The organism is Sphaerisporangium sp. NPDC051011, assembly GCF_040653595.1.
Classification (GTDB): domain Bacteria; phylum Actinomycetota; class Actinomycetes; order Streptosporangiales; family Streptosporangiaceae; genus Sphaerisporangium.
Genome location: NZ_JBFAGG010000001.1, coordinates 789,039 through 807,198 on the forward strand (window position 1 = coordinate 789,039; position 18,160 = coordinate 807,198).

General features: G+C 69.9%; 17 protein-coding genes and 1 tRNA gene. 3 read left to right on the top strand and 15 right to left on the bottom strand.

Features of this window, described 5'->3' with window-relative positions; genetic code table 11:
• Nucleotides 1-21: 21 nt before the first annotated feature.
• From AB0H21_RS03450 to AB0H21_RS03500, 11 genes are all read right to left on the bottom strand, one after another.
• Nucleotides 22-1,017, bottom strand: coding sequence for a D-ribose ABC transporter substrate-binding protein (locus AB0H21_RS03450; RefSeq protein ID WP_358510958.1), 996 nt, complete (start codon nt 1,015-1,017; stop codon nt 22-24).
• A gap of 60 nt (nt 1,018-1,077) precedes the next feature.
• On the bottom strand, nt 1,078-2,205 hold the full coding sequence (locus tag AB0H21_RS03455; protein ID WP_358510961.1) for an ABC transporter permease: 1,128 nt from the start codon (nt 2,203-2,205) through the stop codon (nt 1,078-1,080).
• Nucleotides 2,202-3,788, bottom strand: a complete 1,587-nt coding sequence (locus tag AB0H21_RS03460) for a sugar ABC transporter ATP-binding protein (RefSeq protein WP_358510964.1) — start codon at nt 3,786-3,788, stop codon at nt 2,202-2,204. Before AB0H21_RS03460 ends, AB0H21_RS03455 begins: the two co-directional genes overlap by 4 nt.
• Nucleotides 3,785-4,390 (bottom strand): DUF2291 family protein, encoded by a 606-nt coding sequence (locus AB0H21_RS03465; RefSeq protein ID WP_358510970.1) that lies wholly within the window; start codon nt 4,388-4,390, stop codon nt 3,785-3,787. Before AB0H21_RS03465 ends, AB0H21_RS03460 begins: the two co-directional genes overlap by 4 nt.
• A 680-nt stretch (nt 4,391-5,070) precedes the next feature.
• Nucleotides 5,071-5,145, bottom strand: a tRNA-Val gene (locus tag AB0H21_RS03470).
• 36 nt (nt 5,146-5,181) lie between these two features.
• Nucleotides 5,182-6,510 (bottom strand): ROK family protein, encoded by a 1,329-nt coding sequence (locus tag AB0H21_RS03475; protein WP_358510973.1) that lies wholly within the window; start codon nt 6,508-6,510, stop codon nt 5,182-5,184.
• 360 nt (nt 6,511-6,870) lie between these two features.
• Complete coding sequence (locus AB0H21_RS03480) at nt 6,871-7,155, bottom strand: hypothetical protein (RefSeq protein WP_358510976.1); 285 nt, start codon at nt 7,153-7,155, stop codon at nt 6,871-6,873.
• 93 nt (nt 7,156-7,248) lie between these two features.
• Nucleotides 7,249-7,710: a peroxiredoxin gene (locus tag AB0H21_RS03485; protein ID WP_358510979.1), complete on the bottom strand. Its 462-nt coding sequence runs from the start codon at nt 7,708-7,710 to the stop codon at nt 7,249-7,251.
• A gap of 99 nt (nt 7,711-7,809) precedes the next feature.
• Nucleotides 7,810-8,238 (bottom strand): DUF3052 domain-containing protein, encoded by a 429-nt coding sequence (locus tag AB0H21_RS03490; RefSeq protein ID WP_358510982.1) that lies wholly within the window; start codon nt 8,236-8,238, stop codon nt 7,810-7,812.
• 136 nt (nt 8,239-8,374) lie between these two features.
• On the bottom strand, nt 8,375-8,782 hold the full coding sequence (locus AB0H21_RS03495; RefSeq protein WP_358510984.1) for a secondary thiamine-phosphate synthase enzyme YjbQ: 408 nt from the start codon (nt 8,780-8,782) through the stop codon (nt 8,375-8,377).
• Nucleotides 8,783-8,792: 10 nt separating this feature from the next.
• Complete coding sequence (locus AB0H21_RS03500) at nt 8,793-8,987, bottom strand: DUF1918 domain-containing protein (protein WP_358510987.1); 195 nt, start codon at nt 8,985-8,987, stop codon at nt 8,793-8,795.
• 122 nt (nt 8,988-9,109) lie between these two features.
• Between AB0H21_RS03500 and AB0H21_RS03505 the strand changes: the two genes are divergently transcribed.
• Together AB0H21_RS03505 and AB0H21_RS03510 are read left to right on the top strand one after the other, a co-directional pair.
• On the top strand, nt 9,110-10,750 hold the full coding sequence (locus AB0H21_RS03505) for an ATP-binding protein (protein WP_358510990.1): 1,641 nt from the start codon (nt 9,110-9,112) through the stop codon (nt 10,748-10,750).
• Nucleotides 10,747-11,409: a response regulator transcription factor gene (locus AB0H21_RS03510; RefSeq protein ID WP_358510992.1), complete on the top strand. Its 663-nt coding sequence runs from the start codon at nt 10,747-10,749 to the stop codon at nt 11,407-11,409. Before AB0H21_RS03505 ends, AB0H21_RS03510 begins: the two co-directional genes overlap by 4 nt.
• 79 nt (nt 11,410-11,488) lie before the next feature.
• On the opposite strand, the gene AB0H21_RS03515 is transcribed toward AB0H21_RS03510, so the two are convergent.
• Genes AB0H21_RS03515 through AB0H21_RS03530 form a run of 4 tightly spaced genes read right to left on the bottom strand, consistent with a single transcriptional unit; the run spans nt 11,489 to nt 15,006 of the window.
• On the bottom strand, nt 11,489-12,688 hold the full coding sequence (locus AB0H21_RS03515) for an ABC transporter permease (protein ID WP_358510995.1): 1,200 nt from the start codon (nt 12,686-12,688) through the stop codon (nt 11,489-11,491).
• Nucleotides 12,685-13,440, bottom strand: a complete 756-nt coding sequence (locus AB0H21_RS03520; RefSeq protein ID WP_358510998.1) for an ABC transporter ATP-binding protein — start codon at nt 13,438-13,440, stop codon at nt 12,685-12,687. The genes AB0H21_RS03515 and AB0H21_RS03520 overlap by 4 nt, the downstream gene beginning before the upstream one ends.
• Nucleotides 13,437-14,489, bottom strand: a complete 1,053-nt coding sequence (locus AB0H21_RS03525; protein WP_358511000.1) for a peptidoglycan-binding domain-containing protein — start codon at nt 14,487-14,489, stop codon at nt 13,437-13,439. Before AB0H21_RS03525 ends, AB0H21_RS03520 begins: the two co-directional genes overlap by 4 nt.
• Entirely contained in the window at nt 14,482-15,006 is a 525-nt protein-coding gene (locus AB0H21_RS03530; protein WP_358511003.1) for a hypothetical protein, read from the bottom strand. The genes AB0H21_RS03525 and AB0H21_RS03530 overlap by 8 nt, the downstream gene beginning before the upstream one ends.
• Nucleotides 15,007-15,378: 372 nt before the next feature.
• Between AB0H21_RS03530 and aceE the strand changes: the two genes are divergently transcribed.
• Nucleotides 15,379-18,135, top strand: coding sequence for a pyruvate dehydrogenase (acetyl-transferring), homodimeric type (aceE, locus tag AB0H21_RS03535; protein WP_358511005.1), 2,757 nt, complete (start codon nt 15,379-15,381; stop codon nt 18,133-18,135).
• Nucleotides 18,136-18,160 lie beyond the last annotated feature (25 nt).

Here is an 18,160-nt window from a genome sequence, read left to right on the forward strand (position 1 = left end):
ACGGTCCGCCGGAGTCGCGGATCAGCTACTCAGGACGAAATTGTTGAGCTTGTCCGCGTTGTCCTTTGTGATCAGGATGCAGTCGAGTGCCTGCTTCTCCTGGGCGGCGCCGGTCTTGCCGGTCTTGAGGAAGCTGTCGGCCTGCTGGACCGCCAGCGTGGTGCCCTGGACGATGGGCTGGAGCACGGTGGCGACCATCTCGCCCGCCTTGACCGCGTTGACGGCATCCTGGTTGCCGTCGAAGCCGAGCACCTTGACCTGCGCCAGCTTTCCGGCATCCTTGAGCGCCTGGATCGCGCCGAGGGCCATCTCGTCGTTGCCGGCCACCACACCGGTGATGTCCGGGTGGGCGCGCAGCATGACCTCCATCTTCTGCTTGCCCTCCGCCCGGTCCCAGTTCGCGGTCTCCTGCTGCACAAGCTTCAGGTCCGGGAACTGTGACAGCACCTCGGCGTACCCGTCGGAGCGGACCTTGGCGTTGTTGTCGGTGGGGTTGCCGAGCAGCTCCACGTACTGACCCTTGCCGCCCATGACCTTGGCCCACTCCTGGGCGCCGAGGGTGGCACCCTGAGCGTTGTTGGACACGATCTGGGACTTCGCGATGCCCTGCTGGTTGATCTCGGCGTTGACCAGGAACACCGGGATGCCGGCGTCGTTGGCCTTCTGGACCGCTCCGACGCTCTCCTTGGCGCCCGCCGGGTCGAGGATGATCGCCTTGACCTTCTTGGAGATGGCCGCGTCGATGAACTGGTTCTGCTTGTCCGGATCGCTGTTGTGGGCGTCCACGGTGGTCTCGTACCCGAGCTTCTTGGCCTCGTCGGCCGCGGTGGTGACCTCGGCCTTCCAGTACGGGTTGGACGGGTCAACCGTGATGACGGCGAATGTGCCGCCGCCGGCGGCGGCGGAACCGCTGCCGGAGCCGGAACCGGAGTCGGAGCTGGAGTTGGAGCCGCCACAAGCGGTCAAGCCGAGGACGAGGGCCATCGGCAGGCCGAGCAGAGCAAGCCTGCGCTTCATCGGACACCTTCTTTTCATGTAGGGGTGATGGGGGTGGGGGTGTGATCGGCTGGGACGGCGTCACCGGCTACCGATGAGTGCCGGATCCGAGCCGGGGGATCCGGCCGTGGGTGTCGACGGCGGGTTCGCGGCCGCGGCCCGCTTGAGCTCGCGGCGCTTTTGCAGCTTCTGCTGGATCTGGTCGACCGCGACGGCGAGCACGATGACCGCGCCCTTGATGACCTGCTGCCAGAACACGGAGACCCCGACCAGGACAAGGCCGTCGACGAGGAAGCCGATGACGAAGGCGCCGATGATCGTGCCGCGGACCGTGCCCCGGCCGCCGGACAGGGCCGCGCCACCGATGACGACCGCGGCGATGGCGTTGAGTTCGTACAGTTCACCACCGCGCGGGGTGGCGGCCGGCAGGTCGGCGGTCAGCAGAAGACCGACCGTGGCGGCGCAGAAGCCGGCGATGACGTAGATCAGGACCTTGATCCGCTTCACCCGTACGCCGGACAGTTCCGCCGCCCGCTCGTTGCCGCCGCTGGCGTACAGCCAGCGGCCGAACGCGGTGCGGTTGAGCAGCAGGGAGAAGACGATGGCGAAGACGACCATCAGCCACACCGGCATCGGAATGCCGAGCGGGGTGCCGGCGAGCAGGGAGAGAAAACCGGTGTTGCCCAGCTTCTCCTCACCGCGCAGCTTGGTGAAGGTCTCACCGTTGGTGATCAGCAGGGCGATGCCGCGCGCGGCGTAGAGCATGCCGAGGGTGGCGATGAACGGAGCGACGTTCAGCCGGGTGATCACCAAGCCGTTGAGGTAGCCGACCAGGGCTCCCACGGCCACCGAGATCAGGATCACCACCCACACCGACGGGTAGGCGATCAGGTCCGTGAAGGGAACATGGGCCCCCTGCAGCAGATACCCGGCGATCACGCCGGTCACCCCGACGGTGGAGCCGACCGACAGGTCGATCCCGCCGTTGAGGATCACCAGCAGCATGCCGATCGCCAGGATCGCGTTCATGGCGACGTGCCGGGTCATCAGGATGAGGTTGTCCAGCTCCAGGAAGTGGGGCGACAGCGCGGAGAAGCCGACGACGATGATCGCCAGGGCGATGAGGGCTCGCCCCTCGACCAGCAGCTTGTTGACGTTCATCCGGCGGCCCAGGATCCGCGGGCCGGCGGCGGCCTGTGTGTCGCTCATTCCGTTGCTCCGATGTGTAGGGCTTCAGGCCCGGGCTCGCCGGAGGCGGCCAGGACTTCCTCACGGCCGGCGGTACGGGGGTCGAACTCCCGCACGATGCGGCCCTTCGACATGACCACCACCCGGTGCGAGGCCGTCAGCGCCTCGCTGATCTCGGACGTCGCGTACAGCACCGCGAGTCCTTTGCGTGCTTCGCGGAACAACAGCGAGAAGATCTCGCCCTTCGCGCCGACATCGATGCCGCGGGTGGGCTCGTCGAGCAGGAGCACCTTGGGCCGGGTCAGCAGCATCTTCCCGATGACGACCTTCTGCTGGTTGCCGCCGCTGAGAGAGGTGATCGGAGCCTCGGGCCCGGCGGTCTTCACCCGTACCTCTCTGGTCATGGTCTGGACGTCGGCGTTCTCCTTCTTCCGGGAGACGAACCAGCGTTCGACCATGGACAGCAGGCTCGACAGCGACATGTTCGACCCGACCGACATGAGCTGGACGAGGCCGTCACGCTGCCGGTCCTCCGGCACGAGCCCGATGCCGGAGGCGATGCGTTCGGAGATGGACAGCGGCCGCAGGTCCTGCCCGCCGAGGAGCACCCGCCCTGCCGCGATGGGCTGCCGCCCGGCCAGCGCCTCGAGCAGTTCGGTCCGGCCGGCGCCCATCAGCCCGTAGAGGCAGACGATCTCCCCGGCCCTGACCTGCAGCGAGACGTCGTTGACGGCGAGCCGGCCGCCCGCGTCGGCGTCGGGTACCCGGAGATTCTCGATGGCGAGGGCGACGTCCCCATGCTCGCGGGGCTCGCCGGCGAAGTCGTACTCGGCGGCGCGTCCGACCATCTTGGACACCACCCACGGCAGGTCGATGTCGGCCGCGTCCGCCGTGGCGACCAGCGCCCCGTCCCGGAAGACGACGGCGTGGTCGGCTATCTCGATCGCCTCTTCCAGGTGGTGGGAGATGTAGACGATGGCCACGTTCTGGGCCTTCAGCTCACGAATCACCTTGAACAGGACGACGACCTCGGCCGCGCTCAGCGCCGACGTGGGCTCGTCCATGATCAGGATGCGGGCGTTCGTGGCGAGCGCCCGCGCGATCTCCACCACCTGCTGCTGGCCGAGGCGCAGGTCGGACACCAGCGTCGTCGGCGCGATCTCCTCCTCCAGCCGCGCCATCACCTCGCGGGCGATCTCACCCTCCCGGGCATAGTCGACCCCGCCGCCTCGGCGGCGCAGCTCGCGCCCCAGGAAGATGCTGTCGCGTACGTTCAGGTTCGAGCAGAGGTTGAGCTCCTGGTGGATGATCGAGATGCCCAGATCGACCGCCTGGGTCGTCGACTGGAGGTCGATCACCTCGCCGTCGAGTTCGAGGTGGCCACTCGTCGGCCGCTCGACCCCGGAGAGGATCTTCATCAGGGTCGACTTGCCGGCGCCGTTCTCACCAAATAGAACCGTTACTTTCCCACGACGCACTTCGAAGTTGACGCCCTTGAGCGCCTGTGTGACGCCGTACGTCTTGGTGATGTCGACCGCCCGTAGGACGACGTCGCCGGCGACCGGCGCGTTCCCGGGTACGGTCCGGGCGGCGACGGCGCTCACGGCGTCACCTCGATATCCACAGGCTGGATGAGGAACGACTTCGCCGGGCCACCGGTTGACCAAGCGCCGTACACGGTGACCCGCTTGCCCTTCAGCGAGGAGGTGTCGAGCTTGGCCAGCACGGCCTGCTGTATCTGAAGCTTGAACTGGTTTGCCACGGACTGGTAATCAGTCTGATCTGTGAAATCACCAAACTTGATCGTTCCTGTGGCGTCCCGAACCGGTGTCCCGCTGACGGATGCGCCGACCGCGACCCGCACCACGGTGTCCTTCGGCACGTCCCGGACGGCCAGCAGGACGAAGTTGTCGGCGACCTCCTCGACCGTGCCGGTCGCCTTGACCGGGAACGCGAAGTTGCCTGTGCCGAGGTCCTGACCGTACTGCCTGCCGGCGGCCCCCTGGTCGGACTCCACGGCCGGAGCCAGTACGGCGAGGTCGGTGGCCTTCTGCTTAATCATTGCCGTGACCTTCGGAAACTTGTCGGCCGCGTAGCTTTCGGCAATGAACGGGGGCGGGTTGAGGTCCGCCACCTGCTGCGGCGAGAGGACCTTGGTGTCGAACGCCGCCGCAACCACTAGAGCCGCGAGGGCGACGACACCCACGAGCCACCTCATCGAGGCAGGTCGATGTTTGAGATCGGGACGCATGCCCGCCACCTCCAGATCGGGGGATTGCCACAGACCCGGGGAGACGCAGGGGTAGCACTCAGGCCGTCTGTGATATTCGCAGCGTAGGGTGTGACCTAGAACAGTACAAGTGTTAATTCGAGATTTCCTCACAACACGGGACGTTCACGGCTGTAACCCGACAGCAACACACCAACGACCACGCAAGCCCCGGCTCTCCCCGCGACGCGACCGGCTGCGGCGTCGTCCCGTCGAACGTCGCCTTGTCGAACATCGTCAGTGCGTCGGCCCGGCCTAGAGAAAGCCGAACCGGCCGGCCGGCATCATGGCCAGGAGCGGGTTCCCTGATACTGTCTTCGCGTGCCCCGAAGGAGCATCGGTCGGGGCTTGGCCGCCGCCTACTCCGGCTGCCTCAGCCGGGGAAAGCGAGTCCGGAACGACACGCCAGGGCCCCGGCGAGCGATGATCTACCAAGACAGCACGGCACAAGCCGACTGGAAGATCGCCCACGCGATGAACAGCGTGATCCAAGAAGCCGGTAACGGCGTGTGATCACCCCGAAGGATCACGGTCCGCAACGGCCGTGATCGCGAACCTAATGGCACGCCAATGGCACGAACCCCCGGCCAGATGATCGCTGGCGGGGGTGTTTTGGCTGGTGGGCGCTACTGGGTTCGAACCAGTGACCCCTCGCTTGTAAGGCGAGTGCTCTACCGCTGAGCTAAGCGCCCCCGTCGCCGACCCCTGATGGTCGATCGGGGTACACCTTACGGTACTGAAGGGGACCTCAGCACATCCAGCGCCCAAGTGGTGCCGGGGTCGGGGACGCCGGCGGCCTGCCAGCCGAGGAGGGCCGCGCCGAGCATGCCGGCGTTCATGCCGAGGGCGGCGCGGCGCAGGGGTGGGGCGGCGCGGAAGGTCAGGCGGGACTGGAGGCGTTCGGCCAGCGGGTCGAACAGCGCTGGGCCGGCCTCGGCGAGGCCGCCTCCGAGGACGATCATGGAAGGGTCGAGCAGGAGGGTATAGGTGGCCAGGGCGTAGGACAGGGCCTCAAGGGCGTCGTCCCAGACCGCGGAGGCGGCCGGGTCTCCGCGCATGGCGAGGTGGACGACGTCCTCGGCGGTGGCGGGGACGCGCGCGGACGCGATCTCGCCGACGTAGGGGGAACTGCCCAGGGAGGTTATTACGTCCTGAGATGGCTCGGGTAAGGGGGCGTGACCTTCCAGGGATCCGGGCGGACGGAGACCCGGCGCGGGTGAGAAAGCGCGGCCTTCCACCGGCCCGGGCGAACGGAGGCCGAGCGCGGGCGAGTGGAAGTCCTCGTGTGCGCCGGCGTGCGGCAGGTCGCTTTGCGCGGGAGGACCTGCGTACAGGTCTCCGGTGCGGCGAGGGAGGCCTGGGGGGCGCGTGGAGGCCGCTCGGCTGAGTCTTTCGGCGTAGCGGCGGGCCACCGAGGCGGCGGAGGCGTAGGTTTCCAGGCAGCCGATCTGGCCGCAGGCGCAGCGTTCGCCGCCGGGGAAGACGGGGACGTGCCCGATCTCGCCGCCACAGCCGGCCGAGCCGCCGTACGGGGTGCCGCTCATCACGAGGGCACCGGCGATTCCGGTGCCGATGGGGAGAAAGAGGAAGTCGCGCTCGCCGCGGCCGGCGCCGAGGACGCTCTCGGCCAGGCCGCCGGTGCGGACGTCGTGGCCCAGGCGGACGGGGACGTCCAGCGGGGAGAAGTCGGCGGCGGGGACGTCCTTCCAGCCGATGTTGGCCGAGTAGACGGCCCGATCCTCGGTGACCAGGCCGGGGACGGCGACGCCGACGCCGGAGGGGGTGCCGTGGCCGGCGCGGGCGAGGTCGGCGACGAAGGCGCGGATGGCCTCGATGACGCGCAGAGGGCCCTCGTCGCGCGGCGTCGGGCGGCGGTCGGTGAGGAGGATCTCCCCTTCCGCGCCGACGAGACCGCCCTTCATCGCGGTGCCGCCGACGTCGAGGGCCACGACATAGCCGCGTACGGCCGAGGTGGCCGCCGCACCACCGGCCGGAACCGGATCCGAGCCCGCACGCCGGGAGGGAGCCGGGTCCGAGCCCGCACTCCGAGCCGGCACCGGATCCAAGTTCCCACTCCGGGAGGGAGCCGGATCCAAGCCCGCACTCGGGGAGGGAGCCGGGTGCGAGACCGAAGTCGGAAGTGGAGGCTCTGTCGGCGCTGTGGGGGGGTTGGTGGGGGGACTCCCAGGGGTGGGTTCGTGCACGGAGTTCGTCCCCTCTGTCGCGATCTTCACGGCCGCGTCGCGGACCGCTCGGCCCCCCGCCGGCCTGCGACCCGGGTCCGGCGCCGCAAGGGGCGGTCCATATCCCCGCGCGTCACCGGACCGGATGACTACTGCACATTCCCGCGCAGTTTTGCTCAAATGAGTGCATGAGTCAAAACCGGATGAACCGGAAAAAACGGACAGCCGATGTGATCAGCGGCTGGGGTGACGGCCGAGGACGCGGCTGAGGGCGGCCTCGACCTCCTCCGAGAGCCCGGGCGCGCCGGCGCGGACCAGCGACGACCCGGTTTCCGCCTCGGACGAGCGCGCGACCCGCACCCACCCGCAGGACCGGCACTCGACCTCCCCCAGCCTGCAGATGAGCTGGGTCGAGCCGCAGGACCCGCAGTGGTCCAGATCGAGATCGTGTTCACGCTGACAGGCCGGGCAGATGAGCACCTGGGCCTCGCGACGCACCCCGCGCCGCCAGGGGCTCACGCCGCGCTCCGGGTCCGTCTGCCGGACCCCGCATCGATAGCAGGGCATCGTCGCCACCGCCTTCGTCTTCGCCAGGCCGTCGCCTGGCGCACATCACTGGGGGATTGTCGCGAGCACCCGGTGGTACTCGGTGATGTCGCGCGCCGAGGGGATCGGGTTCACGGCCTTCCACCGGACCACGCCCTCGCCGTCGATGACGAAGGTGCCGCGGACCGCGACGCCCCTCTCGTCGTCGAGGACACCGTACGCCCTGGCCACCTCTCCGTGCGGCCAGAAGTCGGAGAGCAGCGGAAACGTGAAACCCTCCTGGTCGGCCCACGCCCTGTGTGCGAACACCGAGTCGACCGACACGGTGAGCACCTGGACGTCCTCGGGTGCCGATCCGACGAATTCGTCACGGAGGGCGCTGAGCTCGCCGTGGCAGACGCCGCTGAAGGCGAGCGGGTAGAACATGAGCACGACTCGGCGGCCCCGCAGGTCGGCCAACCTCACGGGGACGCCGTGCTGATCTTGAAGCTCGAACTCCGGAGCCTTGTCACCCACCTCGGCAGCCATGCCATTCCTTTCCCCGCAGAAGACGGACGAATGACTGCGAGACACACCAATCCTGCCGTACGGCCAGTGCGAGCCGTACGGCAGGGGAAGGGAAGAATCCTAGCGACGTCCCTTGGGAGTGACGAGCCGCGTGCCCGACCAGTCTCGGGCCGCGCTCACGCTGCTGGTCTGGGCGAGGCCGGCAGTGGTGGCGTCCTCCCCGATGTCGCTGGGTTCGACGTGACCTTCCCGGCCCACCTTGGGAGTCAGCAACCAGATCTGGCCGCCGTCGGCCAGCCCGGTCATGGCGTCGCTCAAGGCGTCGAACAGATCACCATCTCCATCGCGCCACCACAGCAGCACGACGTCGACGACGTCCTCGGAATCTTCATCGACCAGTTCGTTGCCGGTCAGATCTTCGATCGACAGGCGGAGCTCATCGTCCGAGTCCTCGTCCCAGCCGATCTCCTGCACCACCTGACCCGGCTTCAGACCGAGTCGCTCGGCCAGGCCGCGCTCGCCCTGCGCCTGACCCGCGGTCGCGCTCACGTGTATCCCTCCTGCTTGAATGGCCCCGCCCTCTGGCGGCTCAACCGGCCCCTGAGAGGCCGCTTCGGCACAGTCCACACGCTGTGACCCATCGTCGTCAACGGTCGCCACGACCGGTGACCCGCACCGTTATCTGCTAGTCCGACAAAAACGACAAACGAACACGTCGTTCCGGGTTGTCGACGTTGAGGTCGACGATGGCGACGGATTGCCACGTCCCCAGCGCCAGCCGCCCGTCCAGTACCGGAACCGTCGCGTACGGCGGGACGAGTGCCGGCATCACGTGTGACCTGCCATGACCCCGCGAGCCGTGGGCGTGACGCCAACGGTCGTCGGCCGGCAGCAGATCGTCCAACAGATTGAGGAGATCCTCGTCGCTGCCGGACCCGAGTTCCAGCAGCGCCACCCCCGCCGTCGCGTGGGGGACGAACACGTGGAGTAACCCGTCTCCCCCGCACGACCGCGCGAACTCCTCGCAGTGCCGGGTGATGTCGTACACCCGTTCCCTGGTCCCCGTGCTCACCTCGAACGTCTGAGATTTCACCTAACGGATCTTATGATCCCCGCTGAACTGGGACGACAATCGCATCCGGACCCGGAAAAACCAATCCGGTGTGCCCGTCGTCGAACCGGACGACATATGGCGGGCAACCGTCGGGGCCCCGTACCTCGATGATCAAGCCCGGCCTGTCCCTGTCACCCACCGTGGTCCCGTGGACGAGGAGCCGGTCGCCTACGGTCGCGTACACGTCGATCCCTCCTTCTTCAGGGTCTCTTCCAGACTGGTACCCAGGTCGGCCCGCGAAAAGAGGGAGAGGCCCTCCCCCGACAGAGGGAGGGGAAATAAAGACCGAAACGTTACTCTGCGGGGATGTGGCGCTTCGGGCTCCGGACGCGGACGGCCGCCTCTTACGTACTGGTCACCACGGCCGCCGTGCTCATCGTGGAAGCGATCCTCGTCGGCTACGTGATCTCCTCGGCCAACGGCTCGGACCTCCTCTCACGGCTCCAGAACCAGGCGGGCAACGACGCCAAGGTGCTGAGCGCCACCGCGAGCAAGGTGTACGCGCGCACGCCGGACATCGACCAGCGGACGCTGCTGATCATGGCGATGAAGGGGTCGATCGGCCTGACCGCCCTGAACGGGCCCGCCGAGGGCCTTCGGTTCGGGACCCCGAAGAAGGGGTCGCCCGGCGCGGTCGAGGCGCTGGTGGACACCCAGGGATGGACCCTCAGCAGCACGGCCCCGGAGGCGTTCCTCCCGAACCGCCTCCTGGTGAGCAAGCCGCCGTCCACGACCGAGGGGGCAGGGGGAAAGGGTCAGACCCCGCTGGGCGTCGCCGTCTGGTGGATCAGCCCGATCCTCGCCCCCGCCGCCTTTCCCTCGTCGCAGGAGAAGTCGTGGGGCAGCTCGCGGACCCCGGCGGACGACCCGCTGAAGCCCTCCAGGACCCCCGCGAGCGCCGATCCCGCCGGCAAGGGGCTCGGCAAGAAGCTGCAAACAATCGGATACGTATACGTGCAGGCGCCCGTGGATACGAAGACGACCACCTCGTACGGGGACGTCGTCATTCCCCTGCTGCTGCCTGGCGCGCTGGTGCTGGCGCTCGTGGTGCCCATTGGCGTCGTGTTCGGGATGTTCAGCACGGGTCCGCTGATCCGCCGCATCACCCGGCTGGCCGAGGTCACCACGGCCGTCGCCACGGGGGACTTCGCGCCCAGGGTGAAGGTCTCGGGACAGGACGAGGTCAGCCGCCTGGAGGACGGGTTCAACAAGATGACCGAGCGGCTCGGCGCCGCCGTGGAGGCCGAGCGGCTCTCGGCGCGGGCCGACGCGCGCCAGGCCGAGCGGTCGCGGATCGCCCGCGAACTACACGACTCCATCTCGCAGGACCTGTTCTCGCTGAGCCTGCTCGCCGCCGGGATGCGCAGGGCCGCTCCCGGGGAACTGCGCCGCGAGACCGAAGCCATGGAGCGGACGGCCGCGCGCGCGATGCGCGAGATGCAGGCGCTGCTGCTGGAGCTGCGCCCGGTGGCGCTGGAGGACTCCGGCCTGGTCCCGGCGCTGGAGGAGCTGTCCCGGGCGTACGAGACCCGGCTCGGGATCAGCGTGCGCACGTTCCTGGCCGAGGTGCCGCTGACGCCGCCGGCCGAGCACGCGGTGCTGCGCCTGACGCAGGAGGCGCTCGGCAACGCCGTCAAGCACGGGGACCCGGAGGGCGTCGAGGTACGGCTGTGGCACGAGGGGCGTGAGGTGGGCATCCGGGTGGCTGACGACGGCCGGGGCTTCGACCCGTCCCACCCTCCGCCGAGCCACGGGATGGGCCTGCGGCTGATGCGCGAGCGGGTGGAGGAGCTCGGAGGCCGGTTCTCGCTGGTCAGCGAGCCGGGCGGGGGCACGGTGGTGACCGCCGTCTTCCCCGCGGCTCCGGGCGGCACCCCCGGCGAGCCGCGGACGCCGGAGGACGCGACCGAGCACACGCGTCGCCGGGACCCCGTGGAGGCCTCGTGATCAGGGTCCTCATCGTGGACGACCACGAGGTCGTGCGGCAGGGGCTGCGGTTCGTCCTCGACCAGGAGGAGGGCATCGAGGTCGTCGGGGAGTGCCCGGACGGCGACCGCGCGCTCGCCGCCGTCCGGGCGCTACGCCCCTCGGTGATGCTGCTGGACATGGTGATGCCCGGCATGGACGGCCTCGAGGTGCTGCGGCGGCTCGGCCCCGACCGGCCGGCGGTCATCGTGCTGACCTCTTTCCAGGAGGACGAGCGCGTGGTGGCCGCCGTGCGCCTCGGCGCGCTGTCCTATCTGCCCAAGACCACGGCCGTGGACCGCGTGGTGGAGGCCGTACGCGCGGCCGCGCGGGGCGGAAGCGTCCTGGAGCCGGGAATCGCGGCGCTGCTGCTGCGCCAGGTGCGGCGCGGCGAGCCCCGCGGCCGCCTGGACGCGCTGACGCCGCGCGAGCGGGAGGTGCTGACCGCGCTGGCCAAGGGGCGTTCCAACTCCGAGATCGCGCGGTCGCTGTCGCTGGGGAAGGAGACGGTGAAGACGCACGTGTCGAGCATCCTGGCCAAGCTGGGCGTCGCCGACCGCACGCAGGCCGCGATCGTCGGCCTCCAGCAGGGCCTCGTGCCGCTGGACGAGGCGCTGGAGGCCGACGGCTCGCAGAGATGAACGGCTCTCACGGGGACGAGCCGGGATGAGCATGGATAAGCGCGGGCAGACGGTGCGCAAGGTCAGACGGTGAGCCCGGTCAGACGGTGCGCAGGGCGTCGGTCGGGGGCAGGCGGGCGGCGCGCAGGGCCGGATACAGCCCCGCCAGCCCGCCGACCAGCAGGGCGACCGCGAACCCGCCCCACAGCCCCTCCGCCGGGATCAGCACCGCCCAGCCGCGGGCGCGCGCCAGCGCGAGCGTGACGGCGCAGCCGATGCCCACTCCCCCGGCGCCGCCGAGCGCGGCCAGCACGAGCGATTCGGTGAGGAACTGGCCCGCGACGTGCAGGCGGGCGGCGCCGAGAGCCCGGCGCAGGCCGATCTCGCCGCGCCGCTCCAGCACCGAGATGACCATGATGTTGCCGATGCCGATCCCGCCGACCAGCAGCGCGATGGCGCCGAGGCCGAGGAACAGGGCGGACCCCGACTCCGCCACCGCCACCCGCGTGGTCAGGGCGTCCGACGGGCGGTTCACGTCCACCGTCTCGGGCCGGGCGGGGTTGGTGGTGGGGCCGAGAAGGCCCGCGACCTCCTCCACCCGGTCCTGCCGCGCCCGCACGTACACCCGGGTGGGGTGGCCGTTGTACCCGAGCAGGCGGGTGGCGACCGGGAAGCCGACTAGGGCCGACCGGTCGACCTCGGGGGCCAAGGTGAAGGGGTCGAGGATGCCGGTGACGGTGAACCAGTGCTCCTGGATCCAGACCCGGGTCCCGGCGTCGACCCGGCTGATGCCGAGCGTCCGCGCGGCCTCGTAGCCGAGCACGACGACCGGGTACGCCGCGGTCGTGGCGTCCAGGAAGCGGCCCTGGCGGACGTGGCCGTCCAGGGTGGTGAGCAGGGAGACGTCACACGCCCGCACGGCCAGGCCCCCGGTCTGGCCCACCGGCACGTGATCGTGGCGGTAGACGTTCTGGCCGAGCATCTGCGTGGTGGGCGCGACGCCGGTGACGCCCTCGACGCGGCGGATCATCCGCGCGGCGTCGGCGGGCAGCTCGGCCTCGGCGCCGCCGAGATCCCTGCCGTTGGCGACCGTGAGCAGGTTGGTGCCGAGCCGGTCGATCTGGGCGAGCAGCGCCGACTGGCTGGAGCGGGTGACGCCGAGGACGGCGACGATGGCGGCGATCCCGAGGGCGATGCCGAGGGCCGACAGCAGGGCGCGCGGCCGCCGGGCCCGCAGACCGAGGGTGCCGACCCCGATCAGGTCCGCGGCCCGCAGCCGGCTGAGATTCGCCGCGCTCACCGGAGGGCCGTGCCGGTGTCGGCGACGACGCGGCCGTCGCGGATCTCGATCCTGCGCGGGCAGGCGGCGGCGACGCCGGGATCGTGGGTGACGATCACCAAGGTGGTGCCCTCCTGGTTGAGCTCGTGGAGCAGGCCGACGATCTCCGCCCCGGTGGCGGAGTCGAGATTGCCGGTGGGTTCGTCGGCGAAGACGATGGACGGCCTGCCGACCAGGGCCCGGGCGATGGCGACCCGCTGGCGCTCGCCGCCGGACAGCTTGGACGAGCGGTGCCGAGCCCGGTGCGCGAGCCCGACCCTCTCCAGCGCGGCGACGGCCAGGCGGCGGCGCTCGGTGGCGGGCACGCCCCGGTAGAGCAGCCCCGTGGCGACGTTCTCGGTCGCCGTCAGGCTGTCCAGCAAGAAGAACCGCTGGAAGACCACGCCGACGTGGTGGGCGCGCAGCCCGGCCAGGCGCCGGTCCCTGTACCGCTCGACGGCGTGGCCGGCCAGCCGGACCGAGCCGGAGGTCGGACGGTCGAGCGCGGCCATCAGGTGCAGGAGGGTCGATTTGCCTGAGCCGGACGGCCCGAGCAGCGCGACCATCTCCCCGGCCCGGACGGTCAGCGAGACGTCGCGGACCGATTCGACCGGCGGCTCACCGGGGTAGACCTTGCGGACGCCGCTCAGTTCCAGCACGGGGCCGCCGGCGTCGCCGTCCCGGGGTGAGGGCCCGGCCGGGACGGTGGAGGTGGCGGGGGGCGTGCGCGTCATTCGACGGGCACCTCGACCTGCGCGCCCTCGTCCACGCCGGTCACCTCGACCACCCCGGCCGCCTCGTCGAACAGGCCGGTCTCGACCAGGACCTTCTGGCGGCGGCCTCCCTGCACCGTGACGACCGCGGTCACGCCACCCGGTTGGGCGAGCAGCGCGACGATCGGCACGGTGAGGACGTCGCGGTGCCGCTCTACGGTGATGTCGACCTGGACCAGCGCCTGGTCGAGCGCCTTGACGGGCTTGCCGCGCAGGCGGACGGTGACCGGGACCGCCGACTGCGTCTGCCCGGGGTCCTGCGCGCCCGCCACCTGCACCGCGACCGTGCCCACCCGGGTGACCGAGCCCTCGCGCGTCCTGCCGTCGGGCAGCGTGACGATCACCTTGTCGCCGCGCCGCACGGTCGGGGCCATCGTGGGGTCGAGTTGGACGGACACGATGGGCTCCGCGCTGGTCCCGTGCAGGACGCGGCCGCCCGCGGTGTCCCCCGCCTTCACGTCCTGGCCGGTCACGCGTAGCGGCCTCGGCAGGAAGACGACCTGCCCGAGCGGCACGGCGCCGGTGACGGGCAGGTGGACGTCGTGCTGCCAGCGCCGTATCGCGAAATAGGTGGAAAGGTCGAAGTCGCGGTCCACGGTGAAGCCGGTGTAGCCGAGCGCCCGCAGGTTGCGTTCGAGCTGCAGGACGTCGGCGCCGTCGGTCATGCCGAGGGCGAACTCCCGCCAGGCCGGCCTGGCGCCGTACATCAGCGGGACCTTGCGGCCGTTCACCTCGTAGAGCGCGTGTCCGCGGGTGATCGTCGCGCCGATGGCGGGCAGCCGGGTGACGACGCCTCCCGCGCCGTTGACGGTGTAGGAGCCGTCGTAGGTGACGGTGCCGTTGACCTGCCGGCGCTCGGCCACGTCGGTGCGGGTGACCGGGGCGGTGCCGGTGGCGACCGGGGGGACGGTGGTGGCGGGCTGAGGGGCCTCGCGCAGCAGCGCCCAGCCCCCTCCGGCGGCGGCGAGCACGACGACGCCGGCGAGCGTGGTCGTGACCGCCCTACCCACGCGCGCCGTCCGAGGAGGCTTTGACGCCCTTGCCGGGGAGGTACTGCCCGCATGCCTCGAACTGGGTCCTGAGACCCCTTTTGCCGAGGTCGTCGAGCCGCTTGGGCAGCGAGAAGGCCCCCTCGGGGTTCGGGTCGGGCCAGTCGCGCAGGCCGTGCTCGCGCATGCAACGGGAGAACTCGCGGAGCTTGGCCATCTCGGCGGCGGTGACCGGTTTGCCGCCCTGGCCCTTGTCGGGCAGGCGGTCGATGTACGTCCTGCAGGCGTCCAACGCCGCCCGGCCGGGCTTGGCGGCCCTGTCGGGCACCCCGACCTCCCCGGTACGCGGGTCGACGGTCGGGTCGGGGAAGCCGGGCATCCCGTGGGTCCTGAGGCACTTGGCGACGTCCTTGAACAGGGCAAGCGTCCGCGCGGCCCCGGTGGGGGAGGGTGAGGGCGTCGCGGTGCCGGGCGACGTGGACGCGCATCCGGCGAGCACCGCGACCAGGCATGACGTAGCCGTGAGTCGGCGCATCATCGATCTTTCCTAGCGTCGTGGGTGGACGGGCCCCGCGGGAGCCGTGATTTCAAGGCTTCCGGGGTGGAGCCGTCCGCGCATCGCGCGAGGGCGGGGTTGAATGTCCCTCTTGCGGGGGAGGCAGAGGGGTGCGGGCACCCTGATGAACCCCCTGCTAAGAACGGAGTATCTCTCCGGTTTTGCATGATTTGCCGCTAGCGGGGAGGATCGTCCTACCATCGGTGGTCTAGGCCATGATTGTGTCCCTGCCAGCAGGGACATCTTGGTTACCGGACGGTAGAGATGCACTTTCCGGAGCAAGCGGCCAGGATGGAAGACGACCTAGACAACGTAGAAGAGGCTTACCAGTCCATAATCGGAAGGCGAGACCCAGTGGCTTCCGGACGCCAGCGTTTCTCGATCATCAGCGACGGCCTACCCAGCCAGTTGCCTGATGTCGACCCCAGCGAGACTCAGGAGTGGCTCGAGTCGCTTGACACCGTCGTGAAGACGGAGGGTCGTAGCCGAGCCCGCTATCTGATGCTGCGCCTGCTCGAGCGAGCGCGCGAGCACCAGGTGGGGGTGCCCGGACTGCGGAGCACCGACTACATCAACACGATCCCGCCGGAGCGCGAGCCCTGGTTCCCGGGCGACGAGTACGTCGAACGACGCATCCGCGCCTATATCCGGTGGAACGCCGCCGTCATGGTCACCCGGGCCAACGCCCGCACCAACGTCGGCGGTCACATCGCGACCTACGCCTCGGCCGCGTCGCTGTACGAGGTGGGCTTCAACCACTTCTTCCGCGGCAAGGACCACGGAGAGTCCGGTGACCAGGTCTTCATCCAGGGCCACGCCGCCCCGGGCATCTACGCCCGGGCGTTCCTGGAGGGCCGCCTGAACGAGGCGCAGCTCGACGCGTTCCGCCAGGAGCTGTCCCACGGCTTCAAGGGCCTGCCGTCCTATCCGCACCCGCGCCTGATGCCCGACTTCTGGGAGTTCCCCACGGTCTCCATGGGCCTCGGCGCGATCGACGCGATCTACCAGGCGCGGTTCAACCGCTACCTGCTCAGCCGCAAGATGAAGGACACCAGCCGCAGCCACGTCTGGTGCTTCCTCGGCGACGGCGAGATGGACGAGCCCGAGTCGCTCGGCGCGATCGGCCTGGCCGCCCGTGAGGAGCTCGACAACCTCACGTTCGTGATCAACTGCAACCTGCAGCGGCTCGACGGCCCGGTACGCGGCAACGGCAAGATCATCCAGGAGCTCGAGTCGTTCTTCCGGGGGGCCGGATGGAACGTCATCAAGGTCGTCTGGGGCCGCGACTGGGACCCGCTGCTGGCCGCCGACGTCGACGGCGTGCTCGTCAACAAGATGAACACCACCCCCGACGGGCAGTTCCAGACCTACTCCGTCGAGTCGGGCGAGTACATCCGCGAGAACTTCTTCGGGGACGACCCCCGCCTGCGCAAGATGGCCGAGCACCTGTCCGACGACGACATCCGCAAGCTCTCGCGCGGCGGCCACGACTACCGCAAGGTGTACGCAGCGTTCAAGGCGGCCCGCGAGCACGTCGGCCAGCCCACGGTCATCCTCGCCCAGACCATCAAGGGATGGACCCTCGGCAAGGACTTCGAGGCGCGCAACGCGACGCACCAGATGAAGAAGATGACCAAGGCCGAGCTCAAGGAGTTCCGCGACCGGCTCTACCTCCCGATCCCCGACAAGGACCTCGAGGGCGACCTGCCCCCGTACTTCCACCCGGGCGAGAACGACGAGGAGATCGCCTACATGCGGGAGCGCCGCGCGGCGCTCGGCGGGTACCTGCCGCGACGCGTCACGCGCGCCAAGGCGCTCAAGCTCCCCGGCGACAAGGTCTACGCGGACCTGAAGAAGGGCTCGGGCAAGCAGAACGTCGCCACGACGATGGCGTTCGTCCGCCTCCTGAAGGACCTGATGCGGGACAAGGAGATCGGCGCGAGGTTCGTCCCGATCATCCCCGACGAGGCGCGCACGTTCGGCCTCGACGCGATGTTCCCGACCGCCAAGATCTACTCCCCGCACGGCCAGACGTACGAGGCCGTCGACCGCAACCTGCTGCTGTCGTACAAGGAGTCGACCGAGGGGCAGATCCTCCACGAGGGCATCAGCGAGGCCGGCTCGATGGGCTCGACGATCGCCGTCAGCACGTCCTACGCCACGCACGGCGAGCACATGATCCCGATCTACATCTTCTACTCGATGTTCGGGTTCCAGCGCACCGCCGACCAGATGTGGGCGATGGGCGACCAGATGGGACGCGGCTTCCTGCTGGGCGCGACGGCCGGGCGCACCACGCTCAACGGCGAGGGCCTCCAGCACGAGGACGGCCACACGCCGCTGATCGCCTCGACCAACCCCGCCGCGGTCGTCTACGACCCGGCGTGGGCGTTCGAGATCGCGCACATCGTGCAGGACGGTCTGCGCCGCATGTACGGCGAGAACCCCGAGGACGTCTTCTACTACCTCACCGTCTACAACGAGCCGTACCCGCAGCCGGCCGAGCCCGAGGGCCTGGACGTCCAGGGCGTCCTCAAGGGCCTGTACCGCTTCGCCGAGGCCCCGGACGTCGAGGGGCCGCGCGCGAACATCCTCGCCTCCGGCGTGGCCGGTCGCTGGGCCCTGGAGGCGCAGCGACTGCTGGCCGAAGAGTGGGGCGTCGCGGCGACGGTGTGGTCGGCGCCCTCGTGGTCGGAGCTGCGCCGCGAGGCTCTGGACTGCGAGGAGCACAACCTGCTCAACCCCGAGTCCGAGCAGCGCGTGCCGTACGTCACCGGCCTGCTGAAGGACGTGCCGGGGCCGTTCGTGGGCGTCAGCGACTACATGCGGGCCGTCCCGGACCAGATCGCCCGGTGGGTGCCCGGCGACTGGGCCTCCCTGGGCACCGACGGTTTCGGCCTGTCGGACACCCGCTCGGCGCTGCGCCGCCACTTCCACGTGGACGCCGCGTCGATCACCCTGACGGTCCTGACCGAGCTGGCCAAGCGCGGCGAGGTCAAGCAGGAGGTCCTGCGCGACGCCATCTCGCGCTACCACCTGAAGAACGGCGTCACCGAGGTCGTCGCGCAGGCGACGCCGGAGAGCAACGAGACGCAGTCCATGGGGGTCTGATCCCCGGACGTCGTCACGGGCCCCG

Bases quoted from the DNA above. Each gene is read 5' to 3' on its own strand.
- AB0H21_RS03455 (WP_358510961.1), bottom strand. From the start codon at position 2,205: ATGAGCGACACACAGGCCGCCGCCGGCCCGCGGATCCTGGGCCGCCGG.
- AB0H21_RS03485 (WP_358510979.1), bottom strand. From the start codon at position 7,710: ATGGCTGCCGAGGTGGGTGACAAGGCTCCGGAGTTCGAGCTTCAAGAT.
- AB0H21_RS03505 (WP_358510990.1), top strand. From the start codon at position 9,110: ATGTGGCGCTTCGGGCTCCGGACGCGGACGGCCGCCTCTTACGTACTG.
- AB0H21_RS03450 (WP_358510958.1), bottom strand. From the start codon at position 1,017: ATGAAGCGCAGGCTTGCTCTGCTCGGCCTGCCGATGGCCCTCGTCCTC.
- AB0H21_RS03520 (WP_358510998.1), bottom strand. From the start codon at position 13,440: ATGACGCGCACGCCCCCCGCCACCTCCACCGTCCCGGCCGGGCCCTCA.
- AB0H21_RS03530 (WP_358511003.1), bottom strand. From the start codon at position 15,006: ATGATGCGCCGACTCACGGCTACGTCATGCCTGGTCGCGGTGCTCGCC.